The following is a 22,298-nucleotide window of genomic DNA, read 5'->3' as shown; positions in this document are numbered from 1 at the left end:
AAATTTAGACATAGTAAAAGACCTAAAAGTGTCTCACTTTTAGGTCTCACTTCATTCATGTCCTAGATCATTTTTTATATTTGATAAATCAAATTTTTAATTGCTTCGTCACCGAATTTTTTATTTTGATTAATTAAAATTCCTGCACATGCTTCACTATCACTTAGAGCATTGTGATGGTGCCATAGTTCTACATCTAAAGCATCTGAAACTGTATCTAACTTATGATTAGGTAGTTCAGGCTCAAATAACTTGCTTGTAGCTAAAGTATCGATGACCAAATAATGAGGTTCTTCGATGTTATAACGAGCTAGGCTTTGACGCATCACGTTGGTATCAAATCTAGCATTATGAGCAGCGACTAACATACCTGGTTGATATAACCCCTTTATTTTTGGCCAAACCTCAGCCATGGTCGGTGCATTTTTGACATCATCAGCAGTAATTTGATGTACTTGAATATTGCGAGCATCAAAAGACATTTGCGGATTAATCACTGTGTAAAAACGATCTACAATCTTATTGTCTCTAACCATTACTAAAGCTAAAGAACAAGCACTTTCAGGAAAATGATTAGCTGTTTCAAAATCCATTGCAATAAAATTCATAATTTTCTCCTTTGAAAATAAAGTATCACATTATTATGGGTGAAGCTAGGCTCTATATGATGTAAAATAAAACAAGAAACTATAAGGAGGCAAAATTGTGGAATTACTTGATCTGAAAAAACAAGGAATTAATATTAAAGAGCAAATTCCATTAAGTAGATATACTTTTACTAAAACTGGTGGGGAAGCGGAATACTTAGCCTTTCCTAAGAGCACTGATGAAGTAGAAAAATTAGTGAAAGTTACTCGTGAAAATAAGATTCCATTAACGATTATTGGTAATGCCTCAAACCTGATTATTCGCGATGGCGGAATAGATGGTTTAGTTATTATTTTAACGGATTTAAAAGAAATAAAAGTAAAAGATAATAAAGTAACAGCTGATGCAGGCGCAAAAATTGTTGATACTGCTTTTATAGCAGCCCATCATGGACTAAGCGGCATGGAATTTGCTGCAGGAATTCCAGGTAGTATAGGCGGTGGCGTATTTATGAATGCCGGGGCCTATGGCGGTGAAATGCAAGAAGTAGTAGAAAGTGTCAATGTTTTAACAAGAGCCGGAGAATTTAAGACTTATTCCAATAAAGAAATGGAATTCAGTTATCGTCATTCTTTAGTGCAGGATAATGGTGACATCGTACTTAGCGCTACCTTCTCATTAACTCCAGGAGATAGGTTGGAAATCTTAGATCATATGCATTATTTAAATGCATTGCGTCGCTATAAGCAACCGCTTGAGTATCCTTCATGTGGTAGTGTATTTAAACGACCAACAGGTCACTTCGTAGGGCCAATGATTATTAAAGCAGGTTTGCAAGGTAAACAAGTTGGTGGTGCTCAAGATTCAACCAAACACGCTGGCTTTATTGTTAATAAGGGCGGAGCTACTGCCACAGATTATCTTAATTTGATTCATTTGATTCAAAAAGTAATCAAAGAAAAATATGATATTGATTTACATACGGAAGTAAGAATCATCGGTAAAGAAAAATAGAATAGATTAACTAAAACAAACTACAGGCTATCAAACTTGTAGCTGTTTTCATGTGGGGATGGAAATGGATATTATTAAGTTAAAGCACATTACTAAGCAATATGATGATGGTTTCGTTGCGCTTAAGGATATTAATTTAACAATTGAATCGGGAAAATTTTATTCTTTGCTTGGCCCAAGTGGATCTGGTAAATCAACTATTTTGCGTATTATTGCTGGCTTTTCACAACCAAGTAGTGGGCAAGTCTTTTTCGATGGAAAAGACATTACAGATTTAGATGCAGCTAAGCGACATATTAATACTGTCTTTCAGAATTATGCACTTTTTCCGCATTTAAATGTCTTTGAAAATGTTGCTTTTGGTCTAAAGATTAAAAAGCAACCGATGGATAAAATTAAGCCCGCTGTTAAAGAGGCCCTCCATATGGTGCGCCTGGATGGGTATGCTAATCGTGAGATTTCTGAACTTAGTGGTGGTCAACAACAGCGTGTCGCAATTGCCCGGGCAATTGTTAATGAACCAAAAGTGTTGCTACTTGATGAATCGCTGTCGGCTCTTGATAAGCGTTTGCGTAAAGACATGCAATTTGAATTGAGAGCTATTCAAAAGAAGCTTGGGATTACTTTTATTTTTGTTACTCATGATCAAGAGGAAGCTCTTTCGATGAGTGACGAAATTTTTGTTTTAAACGATGGCATGATCCAACAAAGCGGTAGTCCTGTTGCGATCTACGATGAACCGGTTAATGATTTTGTTGCGCGTTTTATTGGCGATTCTAATATCTTATCAGGACGAATGATTAAAGATTATGAAGTTGAATTTGCTAATAATAAGTTTAAATGTGCGGATGGTGGGATTAAACCAAACGAAAAGGTTGAAGTGGTAATTCGGCCTGAAGATTTGGATATTGTTGCACCTGAAAAAGGCAATATTGTAGTTACTGCGCAAACACAATTATTTTTAGGTGATCACTTTGAGATCAAAGCTGTAGATGCTAATGAAAATGAGTGGCTAATTCATTCAACTAATGGAGTGAAATTGGGTGAACGCGTGGGCTTGTTCTTTGATCCCGAAGATATTCACGTTATGCGGCTTAATGAAAGTCAGGAAGACTTTGATGCGCGGATAGAGAAGTATGAGGGGGATGAAAATGAAAACTAAAAAAGCTTTCTTTTTAGTCCCATATTTGGCTTGGATTATTTTATTTGTCATTTTGCCAATTTTGCTTATTTTATGGTATTCGTTCACAGATAGTAGTCATAGCTTTACTTTAAGTAATTACGTTACATTTTTTAAGAACGGTACTTTTCTTAAAATGATGATTAATTCGTTTTGGTATGCCTTTTTAATTACTTTAATTACACTACTGATTTCGTATCCTGCGGCTTATTTTTTAACCAAGATGAAAAATCAACAGTTATGGCTTTTGTTAATTATTTTGCCAACTTGGATTAATTTATTATTGAAAGCATATGCTTTTATTGGAATTTTGGGTAATAACGGTCTAGTAAATAAGTTTTTGCACTTGTTTGGCATCGGCCCCGTAAATATTTTATTTACCGACTTCGCTTTTATTTTTGTTGCAACTTACATTGAAATTCCATTCATGATTTTGCCAATTTTTAATGCAATTAAAGAAATCTCGCCAGCGGTAATCCAAGCATCAGAAGATCTGGGAGCAAGCAAGTGGCAAACATTTCGCTATGTATTATGGCCATTGTCCCGTCCTGGAGTTGAAAGTGGTGTGCAAGCGATCTTTATTCCATCGTTATCACTATTTATGTTGACGCGTTTAATTGGTGGTAACAAAGTTATAACTTTAGGTACCGCAATCGAAGAGTATTTCATGACAACCATGAATTGGAACATGGGTGCTACGATTGGTGTGGTTTTGATCGTATTGATGATATTGGTAATGCTTCTTACCAATAAGAAGACTAAGAGAAAGAAGGTTAATCTATGAGAAACAAACATTTAATAGCTAGAATCTATCTTTCTTTCACATTGGTTTTATTATATGTGCCTATTTTTTATTTGATTTATTTCTCTTTTTCAAGTGGAAAAAATATGAATAAGTTTGAGCATTTTACTTTTGCTCATTATCAAACTTTATTTCAAGATAATCGTTTACTAGCAATATTTTTAGAGACGATTTTATTGGCACTTCTCTCTAGTTTAATTGCGACGATTATTGGTACTTTTGGTGCGATTGCGATTAGTGCCATGAAAAAAGAAGCACATAAAAATACTACTTTAGCATTAAATAATGTATTGATGGTTTCACCTGACGTGATTATTGGTGCTAGTTTTTTGATTTTCTTTACTGCATTAGGAATAGGATTAAATTTCGGCTCCGTTTTACTTAGTCACATTGCTTTTTCTATTCCAATCGTAGTTTTGATGGTCTTGCCGCGACTTAACGAAATGGACTACTCTCTGATCGATGCCGCACGAGATTTAGGTGCTAATTCATGGCAAGTGTTTAGTCACGTATTGATTCCGACGATCATGCCGGGCATTTTTTCCGGTTTATTCATGGCATTAACATATTCACTAGATGATTTTGCCGTGACATTTTTTGTTACTGGAAATGGCTTTTCAACTTTGTCTGTAGAAATCTATTCAAGAGCACGTCAAGGGATTGATCTAGAAGTTAATGCCTTAAGTACAGTGATGTTTTTGTTCGTCTTACTTTTAGTAGGAATATATTACTTTATTACCACTAAAAAGAGCAGACGCAAGAATCATAGGGTAATAGGAGGATTGGTCAAATGAAAAAAATCATCATTGCCATTGGAGCAATTCTTCTAGCATGTTTAGGACTTGCGTTTTGGGCTCATCAATTAGAAAAGCCGGCTGCTGCAGGTAACGGACAAAACTTAATCATTTACAATTGGGGCGATTATTTAGATCCGCAATTAGTAAAAAAGTTTGAAAAGCAGACTGGTTATCATGTGGTATATGAAACCTTTGATTCTAATGAAGCAATGTATACCAAGATTAAGCAGGGAGGAACAGCTTACGATCTAACTATTCCTTCTGAATATATGGTTACCAAAATGCGCAAGGCTCATTTACTAGATCAACTGGATAAAAAAGAAATCCCTAATATGAAATATATCGGCAAGAGTTTTTTGCACAAATCTTTTGATCAAAACAATGATTACTCAGTCCCTTATTTCTGGGGAACGTTGGGAATTGTTTATAATGATAAATTTGTCAAAAAAGGTGCCATTAAAAATTGGAATGATCTTTGGTCTAAAAAATATCGCAATCAGATCTTATTAGTGGATTCTGCTAGGGATGCGATGGGAATATCTTTAGTTTCATTAGGCTATTCTATGAATACTACGAGCAGTTTAAGATTACGTCTAGCGCAAACAAAGCTAGATAGTTTAGGTACTAATATTAAAGCGATTATATCTGATGAGATGAAGATGTATATGATTCAAAATGAAGCCGCTATTGGGTTAACCTGGTCAGGGGAAGCACATGAAATGATGGAAAATAATCCACATCTACACTATATTGTGCCAGAACAAGGCTCCAACTTGTGGTTTGATAACTTTGTTATTCCTAAAACTGCCAAAAATAAAAAAGCGGCTCTTCAATTTATCAATTTTATGCTTAAACCTGAAAATGCGGCACAAAATGCGGAATATGTAGGATATGCAACGCCAAATATTAAGGCGCAGCATTTGTTGCCAAAGAGAGTAAGAGAAGATAAGCAATTTTATCCTGATGAAAAAACGCTGCGAAACTTGCAAGTCTTTAAAGATTTAGGTCCTAAGAAGACGCAAGAATATAATGACCTGTTTTTAGAATTTAAGATGTATGCCCGCTAAAAGTGGATATGTTTTTTACAGCTGGTCAGTTATAATCAAGATAGAAAGGAGTCGTAAATGCATTTTAATTTCTCTAACTTATTTACATGGAATAATTTTTCGATTGCTCTCGATATTTTAATCGTTTGGTATTTAGTTTATCGCTTGATTATGCTAATTCGGGGTACCAAAGCAGTGCAATTAGCCAAAGGGATAGTTTTTATCTTTATTGTGAGAATTATCGCTGGTTTATTACAATTGCATGCCGTAACGTATATAGTCGATCAAATTGTATCCTGGGCAGTAATTGGAATTATTGTAATATTCCAACCAGAAATTAGACGTGGACTAGAAAGATTAGGTCGGACACCAATTTTTAGTGGGCGTGGTGAAAGTGCTCATGCTAAGTCTGTGAAGATGGTGCAAGAATTGGACAAGGCTATTCAGTATATGTCTAAAAGACGTATCGGTGCATTGATTACTATCCAGCAGGATACGGGTTTGGATGATTATATTGAAACTGGGATTAAGCTTGATGCTGACATTACCGGTGAATTATTAATCAATATTTTCATTCCTAATACGCCACTTCATGACGGTGCGGTTATTATTAATAATAACCGAATTGCAGTAGCAGCAGCTTATTTGCCCTTATCTGATAGCAGCATGATTCCGAAAAGATTGGGAACTAGACACCGTGCAGCCGTCGGAATTTCTGAAGTTACAGATGCTGTGACAATTGTAGTATCAGAAGAAACCGGTGGCGTTACAATTACTAAAAATGGACGCTTCTTACTAGATTTAACTAGAGAAGAGTATCTTAAATATCTTAATGCGCAACTGGTACCTAAAGAAGAAAAGAAAATTCCTTGGATTCGTCGAGTAATTAACAAAGTTTGGAAATGGGGTGCGGGCCGATGAAAGATTTTTGGGATAAACGTTGGTTTATCAGAGTGGTCTCGCTATTATTTGCTATTTTGTTAGTAGTTTATATTGATTCAACCCAAACGGGTTTTGTCACTCAAGGTGAACCAAAGAAAACTCGGCAAACAGCTAGTGAAACTCAGACAATTAGTGTACCCTTGCAAGTATCTGTAGATACTGATAAGTATTACGTAGTTGGCTATCCCGAAAAAGTTAAGATTACTTTAGAGGGATCAAATGCATTGGTGACTTCAACTGTTAATACTCAAAGTTTTAGAGCATATATTGATTTAACTCATAAAAAGACAGGAAAACAAACGGTTAAAGTTCAAGTTACTGGACTCAATAGTCAACTTTCGTATACGATTAACCCGGCTACCGTTAATGTAGACATTGAACGACGAAAATCTAGTACCATGCCAGTGCAAATAGAGTATAATAAAAATGCTGTTGCAGATGGATATGATATTGGAACGGCCAGCGTCGATCCACAAAAAGTTGAAGTCACAGGAGCAAAAGGCGAAGTTAATCAAATTGATCAAATTGTAGCTAAATTAGGTTTGCCTAATGGCATTAATCACTCCTATGAGAGACAAGTGATGTTGGTAGCTGAAGATAATAAGGGGCGTCAGCTAAATGTGGTAATTAATCCATCTACAGTAAGAGCAAGACTTCCTATTTCTTTATCACATAAAAAGGTCAAATTGAATTTGAAACCTAAAAACGAAGATAGTAATAAGGTATATTCGGTGACAGCTAAGAATGATGAAGTTACTCTCTATGGGCAAGAGTCAACATTAGCTAAAATAAAGAAATTGGATGTTGATGTTGATTTGAAGGAGATTCATTCTTCAACAGTGAAGAACTATCCTTTGGTATTGCCTAAGGGTGTTGCTCGAGCTGATCCTTCATATGTACAGATAGTGATTAAAGTGAAGAGCGTAAATAATTAAATTTAGGTAGCAAGAAAGGTTGTTTATTAAATGCTTAAATATTTCGGAACTGATGGTGTTCGTGGCGTAGCTAATCAAGGCTTAACTCCAGAAATGGCTTTTAAATTAGGTCGTGATGGTGGATATGTTTTGACTAAGAACAAAAAGGAAGGCGAACAAGCTAAAGTTTTAGTTTCTCGCGATACTCGTATTTCTGGTCAAATGCTTGAATATGCACTTATTTCAGGTCTTCTTTCAGTTGGTATTGAAGTTCTTGAGGTTGGTGTAATTACTACTCCAGGGCTTTCATACTTAGTTAGAGCACAAGGTGCAGATGCTGGTGTACAAATTTCAGCATCTCATAACCCTGTTGAGGACAATGGTATTAAGTTCTTTGGTAGCGATGGCTTGAAACTTTCAGACGAAATGGAAGAAGAAATTGAAAAGTTAATTGATGCTAAGGAAGATACTTTACCACGTCCTTCTGCAGAAGGCTTAGGTACTGTGACTGACTTCCATGAAGGTAGTGCTAAGTACTTACAATTTATCGAAAATACTATTCCAGAAGATTTAAGTGGTATTAAAGTAGTAATTGATGGTGCTAATGGTGCTTCAAGTGCTCTTATTTCTAGATTGTTTGCTGACTGTGGCGTAGACTTTACTACTATTTACACTCATCCAAATGGTTTAAACATCAATGATCACTGTGGTGCAACTCATACTGAGAACTTACAAAAAGAAGTTGTTAAGCAAGGTGCACAACTTGGCTTGGCATTTGATGGAGATGCCGATCGTTGTATTGCTGTTGACGAAAACGGTAATGAAGTTGACGGTGACCACATTATGTACGTTATCGGTTCATATTTAGCTGAACATGGACGTCTTAAGAAGGATACTATCGTTACAACTGTAATGAGTAACCTCGGATTTACTAAGGCTCTTGAAAAGGAAGGCTTAAAGAATATCCGTACTCAAGTTGGTGACCGTTACGTTTCTGAAGAAATGCGTGCTCATGGTTACAACCTTGGTGGTGAACAATCAGGTCACGTTATTATGAGCGACTACCACAACACTGGTGACGGTATGCTTACTGGTCTTCACTTGATGTTAGTTATGAAGAAGACTGGCAAGTCACTTAGTGAACTTTTAAAGGACTTCAAGGATTACCCACAATGCTTAGTAAATGTTCCAGTTAAGGATAAGAAGAGCTGGAAAGAACATCAACCAATTCTTGATGTAATTGCTGAAGTTGAAAAAGATATGAACGGCAATGGTCGTGTACTTGTTCGTCCTTCAGGTACACAAGATCTTCTTAGAGTAATGGCAGAAGGTCCTACTCAAGAAGAAACTGATGCATATGTTGACCGCATCGTTAAAGTAGTTGAGAAGGAAATGGGTAAGTAATAATTATTTATTCAAACTAAAAGTCGTGAGTTGGCTCACGGCTTTTTGTATAATTAAAAATAGCTTTGTTTTTTAGTCAAGGGAGGAATAAAAATGGCGATAAAATTAATTGCAGTTGATTTGGACGGCACTTTATTATCAAGTAGTAATACAATTTTACCGGAAACGCAAAGAATGCTCAGGGTCGCTTCTGAAAATGGAATAAAAGTAGTACTAGCAACAGGTCGACCACTTTCAGGCGTTTTATCATTTGCAAAGCAATTGGGATTATCAGGTGATGACCAATATGCAATTGTTTTTAATGGAGCGGTTATTCAAACTATTGCTGGTAAAGTATTGATGAGTCAGGAGCTTAATTATCAAGATTTTAACAACATGCTTCGCTTCCAACGTTTAAGTCATGTTAATGTGCACTTTGAGACTACTAAGTATTTCTTGACCTGTGATCACGATTTATCTGTCCAAATGCAAATTAACGCTGCCTTGACTAACAATATTATGAAAGTAAGAGAACGTAAGGATATTCCACAAGATTTTACCTTTAATAAAGTAGGGTTTACTTCGTGGGAAGGCAGTGATCAAGTTGAAAAACTTTGGAATAATTTGCCATCCTGGGCTTTTGACACATATGATATCGTACGTAGTTTTGATAGTATTATCGAGTTAAATGCGTTAGGTGCTTCTAAAGGGAATGCTTTGATGGATTTGGCAAGCAGACTTAAGATTGATCAAAAAGATGTGATGATCTTTGGTGACCAAGGAAACGATATTTCTATGTTTTCAAATCCTAACTTTATGAAAATAGCAATGGGAAATGCGATCAGCACAATTAAAGATAAAGCTGACTATGTGACTGATGATAATGATCATAACGGTATTGCTAAGGCTTTAAAGAAGTTTGTTTTGTAAGGATAAGTAATGATTAAGTTAATTGCAGTTGATATGGATGGCACTCTTTTGCAGTCCAATAATCAAATTGGTGAAGAAACCAAAAAAGTATTAAAAAAAGCAGATCAATTTGGTATAAAAATTGTGCCAGCATCAGGTCGTCCACTTCCAGGTGTAGTTCCGTATATGGAAGATTTGGGAATAGTTGGTCAAGATGATTATGCCGTTTTATATAATGGTGGGTTAGTTCAATCTGTTTCTGGAAAAGTTTTAATTAGTCATCAATTTGATTATGCCGAATTTAAGAAAATGCTGAGCATTCAAGAACAAAATCTTGGGATTAATCTCCACTTTATGAGGAAGCATGATTATGTGACTTTAGATCGATTAATTTCTACGCAAATGGCTAAGATGTCGGCGGTTAGTGCTACTCCTTTTGTAGTTAAAGATTTCGCCGAAATACCTCGTGATTTCACGTTTATTAAAGCCGAATTTACTGGAGAAGAAGACAAGCTGGATCGATTAGGTCAGCAATTTACACCAGATTTTAAACAAAATTATAATGTGGCACGAAGCGATCCAAAAATCTGGGAAATTAATAAAAAGGATGCTTCAAAAGGTAATGCAGTGCATGAATTAGCTCAAAAATTAAATATTAAAGATAATGAAGTGATGATTTTCGGTGACCAAGGCAATGATATGTCAATGTTTGAAGTTGCCGATTTTAACAAAGTAGCTATGGGTAATGCCATCGATGCAATTAAAGATAAAGCCGATTTTGTTACCAAGTCTAATGACGAAGCTGGAATAGCATATGCAATTAATAAATTGATTTTTGAAAAAGCAGAAAAAAGGTAGATATATGATATGAAAAGTATAGTAAACATACTATTGCGCCTAATCATGGTTGCTTGTACGGTGATTTCCTTTTTCCTACTGTTAACAAGCAATGTTAGTTTAAAAATTAATGATACGCAGGCAATGGGCAAAGAAGTGATTAATCGAGTTGTTCAGGAGTCTGATAATTCTAACTTAAAAATCGGTGTGCAGTTGCTAGAAGATACAGGGCTAGAGCAAACTTTATTAGATCAATTGCCTAAGAAATATCAAATTGAAATGTCTTATGCTGACTTATATCGATTATGTGAAAAGTATAATGAAAAAGGAAAATTATCAACCACGGATTTAGGATTGACCAGTAAAACAAAATTAGAGGAAATAATTAATGAATATCTAGTAAAACAGATTAATAATAAACTGGATGAAAAATCAGAAGAGATTTCTCATGTTATCACCATTTATGAATATTCTATTTTCGGCGTAGGTTTATTATTTTTGTTAGCAGCTATCCTAATTATTTTTGGTCGTGCTTGGGCCTCAATACCGTTGACAATTGCAGCACTAGGATCATTTGCCGTTTTATGGATTTTCTCTAATGAAGCAATGACATCACTCCAAAGCAGAGTTTATAGTGGTATTTTGGTGACCCTGTCCTCTAATATATGGTTAGGGCTAATAATTGCAATAGGTACTGCTATTGTATGGCCATTTATCGTTAGTCTAATGAAAAGGATAAAATAAAAGATGAAAAAGATTTTGTTTATTTGCCATGGTAATATTTGTCGTTCACCTATGGCGGAAGCAATTATGCAACATTTAATTAAAGAAAATGGATTAGAAAATTCATATTTGGCAGAATCTAAAGCTACAACGCAAGATGCATTAGGTAGATCAATTGATACTAGAGCTCAAAGAGAATTAGAGAAGAATAGGATTCCATACGATCGTAGTCATCGAGCAAGTCAAATGACTGCTGCTGATTATGATAAATATGAATATTTGATTTGTATGGATGAAGAAAATTTTGCAGATATGAATCGCATTACAGGTGGGGATCCTCAACATAAGGAACATAAATTACTAGAGTTTGCAGGCTCGTACCAAGATGTGGATGATCCATGGTATACGAATGATTTTGATACTGCGTATAATGAAATTTATAAGGGATGCGACGCATTAGTTAAAAAATTAGCAAATGAAAAGGATGAGTAAAAGCTCATCCTTTTTTCGTACTTATGATTAAACGCACGATATTTTCGGTAGTACGCGCAATATTTTTGGGTCCGTCTTTTAGTGCTTGACGTATATCTTCAGCTTTATCAAGAATGCCGAAGATAGCGGTAAAACCTTCATCATATAGTTGTTCGATCCCTTCACCCAAATAACCTGCTAGTGAAATAGCGGGAATATTATCTTTTTTAGCGATTTGAGCAACACCATAAGGGGTCTTACCAAATTTAGTTTGAAAATCAGTTCCACCTTCACCGGTGAAAACAAAATCTGCACCTTTAATTTTGTCAGCTAAATGAGTTTCGTGAGCGATAAGCTCTACACCATGATGAATTGTGGCATTTGTAAAGGCGAGAAGACCAGCACCAAGGCCGCCCGCAGCTCCGCTTCCCGGAATTGCGGCAACGTCTTTTTTGCAGGTTTGTTGAATGAGTGCGGCATAGTGTGATAAGTTTTGATCTAATTTTTTCACTGCCTGAGCATCTGCACCTTTTTGTGGACCGAAGACGGCAGAAGCACCATTTTGTCCGGTAAGCGGATTAGTAACATCACTAGCTATTAAAACTTGAACGTCTTTTAGTCGAGGATTAATGGCAGAAAGATCTATTTTAGCTATTTGGTTTAAATCACCACCACCAAGTTTTTTAGTTATTTCATGATTATTTTGATCAAAAAATTTTACACCAATTGCTTGTGCCATGCCGGCGCCGCCATCATTAGTACTACTGCCGCCTAAACCAATGATAATTTTATTTACGTTATGCTTTAATGCATCATTAATTAATTCACCAGTACCGTAGGTAGTAGTCTTCATAATAGTTTCAGGAGTTCTATTATTTTTGTCAACGTACGTTAGGCCACTAGCTTGTGCCATTTCGATGATTGCAGTTTTTTGATCACCTAAAATGCCATAATAGGCATTAACTTTTTTGCCTAATGGATCAGTCACATTAAGAAAATGTTTTTGACCATTAGTTGCATCAATTAAAGAATCGGTTGTACCTTCACCGCCGTCAGCCATTGGTACAGAAACTACTTCTGCATCGGGAATGGCTTTTTTTATTCCTTTTTTCATTGCCTGACATACTTCTGAAGCTGTCATGCTTTCTTTGAAAGAGTCAGGCGCTAAGACAAATTTCATTTGAATACCTCGCTTTTCATATATTTTAAAATAATTTGCCCTTTTTTACAAAGTTCTATTGACACCGCTTACAATTTTGGCTATTATAATAACTGTAAGTGAGCGGATTACTGATACGATCAGGTCTTAGCTACTACGAATAGTTATAGTATACTTAGAGTATATTATTTTCGTAGTAGCTTTTTTGTTTATATCAGGGTGGTGAGGAGTATCCGTGAAATTTCTTAAAACATTTAATAATAGTGCTGCTTTAGCCATGAATGATCAAGGTCAAGAAGAGATTGTTTTAGGCAAGGGCGTGGGATTTGGCCTCAAGAAGGGCGATCCGATAGATGAAAGTAAAATTGAGCGTCGTTTTGTTACTAAAGACGAAGTTGACCAAGTTAAGAGGTTTAACCCCAAGACAATGGAAGTCACTGATAAAATAATCCAGTTGGTTGAGCCGCTGCTTCAGGTTAAGTTTAATGACTTTCAATACCTTGCTTTAGCAGATCACATTGACTTTGCAGCTACCAGGGTTAAGGATCATATCGATATTGATCCAGCCAATAATAATTGGGAAGTTAAAAATTTATACCCCAAAGAATATGTGGTAGCTAAAAAGGTGGTAAAGCTAATTAATCAAAACATGCAAATTGAATTACCTGAAAGTGAATCTATTTTTATGACATATCACTTAGTCAATGCTAAAAGTGATGTGGCACAAGTACAGGAAACTGTTCAGATTACTAATTTGATTAATGGAATTATTGATATTATTCAACTGCAATATTCGATGCAGCTCGATACAAGTTCTTTTAATTACAGTCGCTTTATTTCACATTTGCGTATTCTATTGGTTAGATTTTTAAGAAATAAGCATAAGGATGAGGCACCGCTTGATCCAGCGATGCTTGGTTTCATGAAGATCAAATACAGCAGAGCTTATGAAACCGCAGAACGAATCGCAACTTACTTACAAGCCAAGATGAATTGGACATTAGATACAGATGACAAATTTTACTTGGTTTTACATATTTGGCGAGTAACTAGTCGCCAAGAAAACTAAATATCTAAGTTACTTAGGTATGTTACTAAGAGAATTAGGCATTAACCCAAGTTACTGAAAGACGTTGAGCATGATTTATGTTCTTTAGTTTTTGAGTAGCTTGGGTTTTTATTTTGAGGGGGGAAAGACTAATGGCTAAGAATTATGATAATTTGGCCAAAACCATCATTCAAGATGTTGGTGGTAAAGACAATGTCAATAGTGTTGTTCACTGTGCAACACGTTTACGTTTTAAATTAAAGGATGAAAAAAAGGTAAACGATGATGCCTTAAAAGATACTGACGGTGTTGTTACTGTCGTAAAGGCCGGTGGACAATATCAAGTTGTTATCGGTAATGAGGTTGCTGATGTCTACGATGCTGTATTAAAGGAAGGAGGCTTCCCAGGCGGTGGTCAAGTTCCTGATGACGATGTTGCAGATGATAATTCAAGTTTCATTGATAAAGCTGTTGCCTTAATTTCAGGAATCTTTACTGATATCCTAGCACCACTTAGTGCCGGCGGTATTATCAAAGGTTTAGTTGTTTTAGCGGCTGCAATGGGCTGGCTTTCAAAAACTTCTGGTGCATATCAAATTTTATACGCCGTTGGTGATAGTATCTTCTACTTCTTACCAATATTCTTGGGTGTAACTACTGCTAGAAGATTCCACATGAATCAATTTATTGGTTTAGCCATTGGTGCTGTATTAACTTACCCAACGATGGTTGGTTTAGCTTCAAGTAAAACAGTATTAGGTACTTTGTTCCAAGGTACGCCATTTGCTTCTGAAATTCATACAACTTTCTTTGGCATTCCAGTGGTTACTATGAACTATACTTCAACTGTTTTGCCAGTTATCTTTGCTGTTTGGTTTGGTTCCGTTATCGAACACTGGGCAAAGAAATGGATTCCAACGGTTGTGCAAATGTTCCTTGTACCTGCGCTTACTATTATTATTACTTTACCAGTTGCATTTATTGTTATCGGTCCTGTAATGACTTGGGTTGGTGATGCCATTGGTGCAGTCATGGCCGGTATCTACAACTTTAGTCCAATTGTTGCCGGTGTGGTTGTTGGTGCATTGTGGCAAGTACTTGTTATCTTCGGTGTTCACTGGGGCTTGGTTGCTGTATCAACAACTAATATTGCAGCTTTAGGCTATGATCCAATTTTGGCTCTTACTTGTATGGTTTGTTACGCACAGATTGGTGTTGTATTGGCAATTATTAAACAAACTAAGGACAAGAAGTTAAAAGATACAGCAATAGGTGCCTTCTTCTCAGGACTCTTCGGTGTTACTGAACCAGCAATTTATGGTGTAACTTTACCAAGAAAAACTCCATTTGCTTTAAGTTGTATTGGTGGTGCCGTTTCTGGTGCAATTATGGGTATCTTCCATTCAGTACTTTACATGATGCCTTCAATGGGATTCTTTGCAATTCCTGCCTACATTAATCCAAAAGGTGGTTCAATGATCCCAGTTATTGGTGTTATTGTATCCGCAGTCGTAGCATTTATCGTTGGTTTTATTTTGCAATTAATCTTCGGTAAGAAATCAGTTGATGCTGAATACAACAAGAAACAAGCTCAAAAGGTTGCTGAAGCAGCTAACGAAGCAACAGAAGTTGCTAATAATCCAATTGTTGCTGCAAGTGAAAATGAAGAAAAATTAAATCCATCTACAAAATTAGTTTCACCATTAAACGGTGACGTAAAACCTTTATCAGAAATTAAAGACGAAGTATTCTCAAGTGGTGCCATGGGTCAAGGTGTAGCTATTGAACCAAACGAAGGTGTTCTTCACGCCCCAGCTGATGGTAAGATTGCTCTTGTTTTCCCAACTGGTCACGCTGTTGGAATTAACACTACTGACGGTGCAGAAGTTTTGATGCACATCGGTATGGATACAGTTAACTTACAAGGAAAAGGCTTTAAGACTCTTGTACAAAAAGGCCAAGAAGTTAAGGCTGGCGATCCATTAGTTGAATTTAATATTAAAGATATCAAGGCGGCTGGTTATGAAGTAACTACTCCAGTTGTAGTAACCAATTCAAAGAAATATGAAAGTGTTAACCAAGTTGCTAACGGTGCAGTTAAAGTTGGTCAAGAAATCTTATCTTTGCAAGGTGAAGATGAAGGAGCTAAAGTATCTGGTCAAGTTCAAATTAATTAGGCTATAATGAACTGTAACTGCTTACAATAATAGAAAGAGAGATAAAGATGTCATTTCCAAAGAATTTTTTATGGGGTGGTGCTACCGCTGCTAACCAAATTGAAGGTGCATATGATGTTGATGGTAAGGGTTTATCAGTAACTGATATAACAACTGCCGGTAGTCTTGATGCACCAAGAATGTTGACTTATAAGTTGAATGGTAAGTTAGAAAAAACACCAGCTATGCCAGGTGCGGGGTTGCCTGAAGGAGCTGTTGGTGCGATTGATCCTGATAGTTATTACCCTAACCATGTAGCGATTGATTTTTACCACCACTATAAGGAAGACATTAAGATGTTTGCTGACATGGGTTTTAAAGTTTTCCGTCTTTCAATTGCTTGGACTAGAATTTTCCCAAAGGGCGATGAAGAAAAGCCAAATCAAGCTGGACTTGATTTTTATCGTAATGTCTTTGAAGAATGTAAAAAGTATGGCATTGAACCATTAGTTACTATTTCTCACTATGAAGATCCACTTTACCTCAGTGAAAAGTACCATGACTGGGGCGATCGTAAGATGATCGACATGTACGTTAAATATGCCAAGACTTTGTTTAATGAATACAAGGGATTGGTTAAGTACTGGTTAACTTTCAACGAAATTAATACTACTTTATTAATGCTTAACTCATTCGGAAATAAAGTAGATGATGATAAGGTTTACCAACACGCATATCAAAAGTTGCACTATCAATTTGTAGCAAGTGCTCGTGCAGTTAAGCTGGCTCACGAAATTGATCCAAACTATGTAATAGGTAACATGATTTGTGGTATCGTTGATTATCCACTTACTCCAGATCCAAAGGATATTTTGCTTAACCGTCATATGTGGGAACAAGATATCTTCTATTGTGGGGATGCACAATGTAAGGGTAAGTATCCAACGTTCGCTAAGCGTCTTTGGAAGGAACATAACGTACATCTTGATATTACTGAACAAGACAAGAAAGATATGCTTGAAGGTACTGTCGATATGTACACCTTCTCTTACTACATGAGTAATGTGGTGACTACGCACAAGATTGAAGATAAAGTTGGTGGTAACTTCGCAGCCGGTGCTAAGAACCCATACCTTAAGTATTCTGAATGGGGCTGGGCAACTGATCCAGATGGTTTGCAATATTACCTCGAAGTAATGTACGATCGTTACGAATTGCCATTGATGATTGTAGAAAATGGTCTTGGCGCTGTTGATAAGATTAGCGATGACGGCAAGATTCATGATGATTACAGAATCGACTACTTGAGAATGCATATTGAAGCCATGAATCGTGCGATCGAAGATGGCGTTGATGTTCGTGCTTACACTACTTGGGGCTGTATCGATGAAGTCTCAGCTGGTACTGGTCAAATGTCTAAGCGTTACGGCTTTATCTATGTTGATCGTGATGATAACGGTGAAGGAACTTTAAAGAGAATGCCTAAGGATTCCTTTGATTGGTATAAGAAGGTTATTGCTTCAAACGGTGAAGATTTAGGCTAATTGCATAAAATATGGGTATAAGAAAGAGAGATGATTTGCTCATCTCTCTTTTTGTATATATAAACAGAGTACTTATTTTTATAAATGTCAATATTCCATACAAAACTAAAGAGTGTATAATAAACTCTATCGATTTTGTATAGGAGTTGACATTTTGAATAGGAATGAGAAAAAGCACAAAAAAGTTTGGCTAGCGATAGGGATAGTAGTAGCCGTACTTGTAGCACTAATTGGAGCAGGTGAAGCATACTTTTTTAACGTTGCTTTTACGCCTGGTGAAAAAAGTGTATTAAATAAATATTCGCACAATACGAAAAAAGATCCATTGGCTGCCAAAAAGAAATGGTATGCCAAGGTAAAGAAGCAACACTGGTATATGAAGTCGGCTACAAGTGATTATCGCTTAGATGCAAATTATATTCCAGCTAAGAACTCGCATAAGACTGTAGTGATTCTTCATGGTTTTGGCAACAATAAAGATACCATGGGGCCATATGCAGGCATGTTTCATGAATTAGGCTATAACGTTTTGCTTCCTGATGCTCGTGCACATGGTCAAAGCCAAGGTAAGTACATTGGTTATGGCTGGCCTGAAAAGTATGACGTTCGTAAATGGGTAGAAAAAGATATAGCTAAAGAAGGCAAGAATCAAAAAGTAGTAATCTTTGGCGTCAGCATGGGTGGTGCTACTACTATGATGACTAGTGGTATTAAGATGCCTAAGCAGGTTAAGGCTTATATTGAAGATTGTGGTTATACCAGTGTTAAAGATGAATTCTTGCATGAAGCACAAGATCTATACCATATGCCAAAACCTGTAGCTACAGCAGCCGTTGACTTATTGAGCGTTGTTAGCAAGGCAAATCTAGGCTTTTATTTAGGAGATGCATCATCTGTTAAATCAGTGAAAAAGAATAATAAGCCGATGTTCTTTATTCATGGTGGCAACGATCCATTTGTACCAACCAAGATGGTTTATGCAAACTATGCTGCGGCTAAAGGACCAAAGCAGCTGTGGGTAGCCAAAAAGGCAACGCATGCTCGTTCATTTGAAACTTACCCTAAAGAATATGAAAAACGTGTAGATCAATTTTTAAGTAAATATTTGTAAAAAAAGAAGCTAGATCAAATTCTAGCTTCTTTTTGTTGTATTATTTTGTCGCATTAGCAGGTTTTCTGCGTCCAACAATCCAAGTAATGATTAATGCAGCGATAGCTTCAACTATAATCATTGTGATTCTTGCTGGAATCTTGGTACTGCCAAGCCATACATCAAGAATGATAGAACCGATAATTAAAATTCCCATCCAAATCCATTGTGATTTGTCAAAGGCAATGCCGTATTCTTCTTCACGACGTCTAATACCTGGCAAAATTGCACCCAGACCGATCAGTACGATTACGGCTACAATGTTAATGATCAATTCGTACCACCAAAGGCCACTGCCTTGCTTAACATCTTGTGGTGCAAAACCAAGGATGGTTGCTACGGCAGTAACAACTAACAAGGCAAGACCAACAAGCCAAGCAAGTTTATCGTTTTTAATGTAGACATATTTTGATGGGTACTTCTTTGAGTTCTTTCTTACTCTCATGAATGAGTAGAAGATCCAGCAGGTAACACCTGGTGAAACGATTGAGTTCAAGTTAAGCAACCAGTTGAAGATATCGTTCATGTCAGGTAAGAAGATACCTAAGATCATGATGAATGATGAAAGGGCAACAGTTAAGATGTAACCGTTAATTGGTAAGCCGTTTTTGTCCTTCTTACGTAAGAACTTAGGCATGTACTTATCACCAGTATCTGAGATAAGCATTCTAGTCATGGCATCAAGCAATACGGCAACCAAGGCACAGTTGAACAATAATGATGTCCAAGCCCAGAGGTAAAGCAAGAATTTACCCATACCGAATTGTTTACCAACCATGTCGAATACGTAGTAAGCACCGTTCATCTTCAAGTCGTTTGGAATGTGGTATGCGTCAAAGTAGATACCAAGTGCAAATGAACCAAGGATAGTTAAGAAAGCAGTCATGATAGCTAAAGTAATCATTGCCTTAGGGAAGTCTGACTTAGGTTTCTTCATCTTAGTTACATATGGTGCAACCAGTTCACACCCGTTCATGGCATAGATTAACATTCCGACGGTTGACCAGTAGTGCAAGTCGAATTTAGGAATGATTGTGTGCCAAGTAAATGGTTGGGTAGCCATGTGACCGCCTGATTTTGCCAAACCAACAAAGGCAAGGAAAACAAACAAGACAGTCATAATGACCATCAAACCACCACCAATACTGGAAAGGAATTCCATTGAGTTGGCAAAGTGGTGTTCAACGACAATGAAAACAATGAACACAACGAAAGTCAAAGCAGCAAACATGGTAGTAGGAATTTTATCTTGGAATCCCTTTGAACCGGTCAATGCCCAACCTAGGTCGACAATGATTTCGTTAGCGGAGTCTACAGCATAAGGAATTGAGGCTGCCCAGTATGTCCAAGCAGTGAAGTAACCTAAAAATTCTCCGTCAGTACCGCGGACCCATGATGAAAGTCCACCACCTTCTTCACTAAACGTAGAACCTAATTGTCCTACCATTAATGAGTAAGGTGTTACATAAAGCAAACACATGATAATCCAAGAGGTGATAACTGGCATCCCTTGGTTTTGGAAGTTGTACATGATATCGTCCAAGCCGATAACAGTACAAAGTGCCATCAAGGTCAAAACAGGCCAAGTGATGGCTTTCATTTTATTTGTTGATGTTAAATCGTCCAAGTAATTTTCATCCTTTTCTATATCTAAATCTAAAAATTATTTACTCCCACTAGATAGACGAAAATACCGGCGATTTATTTTTAAATTTTTCGCGCATTCGGTCTCCTCTCTTGTTACAACTATAAATTTTACCTACAAATTACTATTAGGACCAGTGTAAAACGCTTTCTATTTTTGATTTAGCACTTTACTTATTTAATGTAAGCATGCATAATAAAACTAACAAAAAGTAAGAAAAATAAAAATGAAAATGAAAACGAAAGGGGGGATGCTAGTGAACGCTCAATTTATTGCAATCGGTATTATTTTTGTAGGCTTGTATTTCTTAACTAAGGAGAAGAAGCTTGCTGTAAAAAGAATTAGAAGACATAGATAGAGGTTTTTATGGCAAAAACATCACAAATTATTCGTAATAAAAAAGTAGCAAAGTTTTCAACTAGAGAATATACGCGTTGTGAACGCTGTGGACGTCCGCATTCTGTTTACCGGAAGTTTGGACTTTGCAGAGAATGCATGCGTGATTTAGCACATCAAGGTCAACTTCCAGGCGTAAAGAAAGCTAGTTGGTAAAAATAATTATAAAATACATGAAAAAGTTAAACGTAGTCCGCTTTTTTTGTTAAAGTAAAAAGAAGTTATTCAAATCAAACTAAGGGAAAGAGTTATGGAGAAATTTCATTTTACGAAACGAGAAAAGCTTTTTTTGTTGTTAGCTTTATTGGTATTGGTATTTTTATTTATTTCTAGTTCAATGACATATCATGAACAGGAATTGCATGATGGCACAGTTAGTAAATATTTTGGCTGGCTTGAAAATATTGTAGCTGGCTGGAATTTTACATATGGTGGGCGCCTTCATAATGCACAACTAGATGGTAGAGCAGGACTTGCTCAATTTGTTCTGCGTAAGATGGCCCATTTTGGCTCATACTTTTTATTAGGTGGCTTTGGCTATTTAGGCTTGCGCCGCATTTTTAAAATTAAATGGCTAGCTCCAATTTTGACCTGGTTTGCGGCTATTGCTTTTGCGGCTTTTGATGAATATCATCAGTTTTTGACTGGAGATAGAACACCGAGCGTACATGACGTAATATTGGATGCATCTGGTGCCTTAACGGCGATTATTTTAGTAATGTTAATTCTATTTTTGAAAAATAAGTATTCGACGAAGAAAAAATAGTTTTAAATATTTGACACCATTGAATTTTGAGGTGCTGTGAGTTAAGATAATATCGTTAATTAATATTAGAAAAAAGAAAGAAGGATCCTTATGTCAGGACATTCAAAATGGCACAATATTCAAGGCCGCAAGAATGCGCAAGACGCAAAGAGAGGTAAAATTTTCCAAAAGTTATCTCGTGAAATTTATATGGCTGCAAAGAGTGGTGGTCCTGATCCTGATGGGAATCCTACCTTACGTATGGTAATTGATAAGGCACGTTCAAACAACATGCCTAAGGACAACATCAAGCGGGCAATCAAAAAAGCTGAAGGTGGTTCAGAAGAACACTACGATGAAATCACTTATGAAGGCTACGCTCCAGGTGGTGTTGCTGTTTTTGTAGAAGCTTTGACTGATAACAAGAACCGTACTGCTTCAGATGTTCGTGTTGCCTTCACTCGTAATGGTGGTTCACTTGGCGCTACTGGTTCTGTTGCCTACATGTTTGATCGTAAAGGCTACATCGTAATTGACCGTTCAACTACTGATGCTGATGAAGATCAAGTATTGCTTGATGTAATGGATGCTGGTGGTGATGATCTTCAAACCAGTGATGATGCATTTGAAATCTACACTGATCCAAAGCAATTTGCAGATGTTCGTGACGCACTTATTAAAGATGGTTACAAGCTTGCAGATGCTGAATTGACTATGATTCCACAAAACACTACTCCAGTTCCAGCAGACAAGAAGGAACAATTTGAACACTTAGTTGATGCTCTTGAAGATAGTGACGATGTTCAAAATGTTTACACTGCAGCAGCTGATGAAGACTAATTATTAAAT

The 22,298-nt window shown here is 36.5% G+C and carries 23 protein-coding genes; 20 read left to right on the top strand and 3 right to left on the bottom strand.

The genetic code is table 11. The annotated features are described in order from the left end of the window. Window positions 1-74: 74 nt before the first annotated feature. The gene (locus tag CP357_RS03075; RefSeq protein ID WP_012211636.1) at window positions 75-608 is read right to left on the bottom strand and encodes a 3'-5' exonuclease; all 534 of its coding nucleotides are present in this window, start codon (window positions 606-608) and stop codon (window positions 75-77) included. A gap of 97 nt (window positions 609-705) precedes the next feature. Here CP357_RS03075 and murB point away from each other — a divergent pair, with 97 nt between their 5' ends. The 12 genes from murB to CP357_RS03015 all read left to right on the top strand — a co-directional run bounded on the left by murB (window position 706) and on the right by CP357_RS03015 (window position 11,627). Continuing rightward, window positions 706-1,602: a UDP-N-acetylmuramate dehydrogenase gene (gene murB / locus CP357_RS03070; protein ID WP_098036513.1), complete on the top strand. Its 897-nt coding sequence runs from the start codon at window positions 706-708 to the stop codon at window positions 1,600-1,602. Window positions 1,603-1,666: 64 nt separating this feature from the next. Then, window positions 1,667-2,764, top strand: a complete 1,098-nt coding sequence (locus CP357_RS03065) for an ABC transporter ATP-binding protein (RefSeq protein ID WP_014919107.1) — start codon at window positions 1,667-1,669, stop codon at window positions 2,762-2,764. Then, on the top strand, window positions 2,754-3,566 hold the full coding sequence (locus CP357_RS03060; RefSeq protein WP_025005137.1) for an ABC transporter permease: 813 nt from the start codon (window positions 2,754-2,756) through the stop codon (window positions 3,564-3,566). The genes CP357_RS03065 and CP357_RS03060 overlap by 11 nt, the downstream gene beginning before the upstream one ends. Beyond that, window positions 3,563-4,378: an ABC transporter permease gene (locus tag CP357_RS03055; protein WP_025005136.1), complete on the top strand. Its 816-nt coding sequence runs from the start codon at window positions 3,563-3,565 to the stop codon at window positions 4,376-4,378. The genes CP357_RS03060 and CP357_RS03055 overlap by 4 nt, the downstream gene beginning before the upstream one ends. Further along, window positions 4,375-5,448, top strand: coding sequence for an ABC transporter substrate-binding protein (locus tag CP357_RS03050; protein WP_025005135.1), 1,074 nt, complete (start codon window positions 4,375-4,377; stop codon window positions 5,446-5,448). Before CP357_RS03055 ends, CP357_RS03050 begins: the two co-directional genes overlap by 4 nt. A gap of 57 nt (window positions 5,449-5,505) precedes the next feature. Next, window positions 5,506-6,348, top strand: a complete 843-nt coding sequence (cdaA, locus tag CP357_RS03045; RefSeq protein WP_098036512.1) for a diadenylate cyclase CdaA — start codon at window positions 5,506-5,508, stop codon at window positions 6,346-6,348. After that, a complete protein-coding gene (locus CP357_RS03040) occupies window positions 6,345-7,304 on the top strand; it encodes a YbbR-like domain-containing protein (RefSeq protein ID WP_087175659.1) in 960 nt (319 codons plus the stop codon). The genes cdaA and CP357_RS03040 overlap by 4 nt, the downstream gene beginning before the upstream one ends. A gap of 30 nt (window positions 7,305-7,334) precedes the next feature. Further along, a complete protein-coding gene (gene glmM, locus CP357_RS03035) occupies window positions 7,335-8,687 on the top strand; it encodes a phosphoglucosamine mutase (RefSeq protein ID WP_087175660.1) in 1,353 nt (450 codons plus the stop codon). A gap of 93 nt (window positions 8,688-8,780) precedes the next feature. Continuing rightward, window positions 8,781-9,596 carry a Cof-type HAD-IIB family hydrolase gene (locus tag CP357_RS03030; protein WP_025005131.1) on the top strand — a complete coding sequence of 272 codons (816 nt, stop codon included), beginning with the start codon at window positions 8,781-8,783 and terminating at the stop codon, window positions 9,594-9,596. Between the two features lie 9 nt (window positions 9,597-9,605). Continuing rightward, on the top strand, window positions 9,606-10,433 hold the full coding sequence (locus CP357_RS03025) for a Cof-type HAD-IIB family hydrolase (protein ID WP_098036511.1): 828 nt from the start codon (window positions 9,606-9,608) through the stop codon (window positions 10,431-10,433). A gap of 9 nt (window positions 10,434-10,442) precedes the next feature. After that, window positions 10,443-11,156 carry a hypothetical protein gene (locus tag CP357_RS03020; protein ID WP_098036510.1) on the top strand — a complete coding sequence of 238 codons (714 nt, stop codon included), beginning with the start codon at window positions 10,443-10,445 and terminating at the stop codon, window positions 11,154-11,156. A gap of 3 nt (window positions 11,157-11,159) precedes the next feature. Beyond that, window positions 11,160-11,627, top strand: coding sequence for a low molecular weight protein-tyrosine-phosphatase (locus tag CP357_RS03015; RefSeq protein WP_025005128.1), 468 nt, complete (start codon window positions 11,160-11,162; stop codon window positions 11,625-11,627). Between the two features lie 4 nt (window positions 11,628-11,631). Here CP357_RS03015 and CP357_RS03010 read toward each other — a convergent pair whose 3' ends face one another. Then, window positions 11,632-12,786 (bottom strand): glycerate kinase, encoded by a 1,155-nt coding sequence (locus CP357_RS03010; RefSeq protein WP_087235393.1) that lies wholly within the window; start codon window positions 12,784-12,786, stop codon window positions 11,632-11,634. Window positions 12,787-13,000: 214 nt separating this feature from the next. On the opposite strand from CP357_RS03010, the gene CP357_RS03005 reads away from it, so the two are divergent. The 4 genes from CP357_RS03005 to CP357_RS02990 all read left to right on the top strand — a co-directional run bounded on the left by CP357_RS03005 (window position 13,001) and on the right by CP357_RS02990 (window position 18,624). Continuing rightward, entirely contained in the window at window positions 13,001-13,834 is an 834-nt protein-coding gene (locus CP357_RS03005; protein WP_025005127.1) for a PRD domain-containing protein, read from the top strand. 131 nt (window positions 13,835-13,965) lie between these two features. Further along, the gene (locus CP357_RS03000) at window positions 13,966-15,990 is read left to right on the top strand and encodes a beta-glucoside-specific PTS transporter subunit IIABC (RefSeq protein ID WP_098036509.1); all 2,025 of its coding nucleotides are present in this window, start codon (window positions 13,966-13,968) and stop codon (window positions 15,988-15,990) included. A gap of 47 nt (window positions 15,991-16,037) precedes the next feature. Then, window positions 16,038-17,513 carry a glycoside hydrolase family 1 protein gene (locus CP357_RS02995; protein WP_098036508.1) on the top strand — a complete coding sequence of 492 codons (1,476 nt, stop codon included), beginning with the start codon at window positions 16,038-16,040 and terminating at the stop codon, window positions 17,511-17,513. Window positions 17,514-17,667: 154 nt separating this feature from the next. After that, window positions 17,668-18,624 carry an alpha/beta hydrolase gene (locus CP357_RS02990; RefSeq protein WP_098036507.1) on the top strand — a complete coding sequence of 319 codons (957 nt, stop codon included), beginning with the start codon at window positions 17,668-17,670 and terminating at the stop codon, window positions 18,622-18,624. A 40-nt stretch (window positions 18,625-18,664) separates the two neighbouring features. On the opposite strand, the gene CP357_RS02985 is transcribed toward CP357_RS02990, so the two are convergent. Then, entirely contained in the window at window positions 18,665-20,290 is a 1,626-nt protein-coding gene (locus CP357_RS02985; RefSeq protein WP_098036506.1) for an APC family permease, read from the bottom strand. Between the two features lie 244 nt (window positions 20,291-20,534). On the opposite strand from CP357_RS02985, the gene CP357_RS10660 reads away from it, so the two are divergent. The 4 genes from CP357_RS10660 (at window position 20,535) to CP357_RS02970 (ending at window position 22,289) form a co-directional block, all read left to right on the top strand. Further along, window positions 20,535-20,666, top strand: coding sequence for a hypothetical protein (locus CP357_RS10660; RefSeq protein WP_255404976.1), 132 nt, complete (start codon window positions 20,535-20,537; stop codon window positions 20,664-20,666). Between the two features lie 8 nt (window positions 20,667-20,674). Then, a complete protein-coding gene (locus CP357_RS02980; RefSeq protein WP_025005122.1) occupies window positions 20,675-20,860 on the top strand; it encodes a type Z 30S ribosomal protein S14 in 186 nt (61 codons plus the stop codon). 94 nt (window positions 20,861-20,954) lie between these two features. Continuing rightward, complete coding sequence (locus tag CP357_RS02975; RefSeq protein ID WP_056945447.1) at window positions 20,955-21,470, top strand: VanZ family protein; 516 nt, start codon at window positions 20,955-20,957, stop codon at window positions 21,468-21,470. 90 nt (window positions 21,471-21,560) lie between these two features. Further along, window positions 21,561-22,289, top strand: coding sequence for a YebC/PmpR family DNA-binding transcriptional regulator (locus CP357_RS02970; protein ID WP_003626106.1), 729 nt, complete (start codon window positions 21,561-21,563; stop codon window positions 22,287-22,289). Window positions 22,290-22,298: the final 9 nt, after the last annotated feature.

Source organism: Lactobacillus sp. UMNPBX6, assembly GCF_002553975.1.
Lineage (GTDB): Bacteria > Bacillota > Bacilli > Lactobacillales > Lactobacillaceae > Lactobacillus > Lactobacillus gallinarum.
This window is presented reverse-complemented; position numbering and strand designations above follow the sequence as displayed.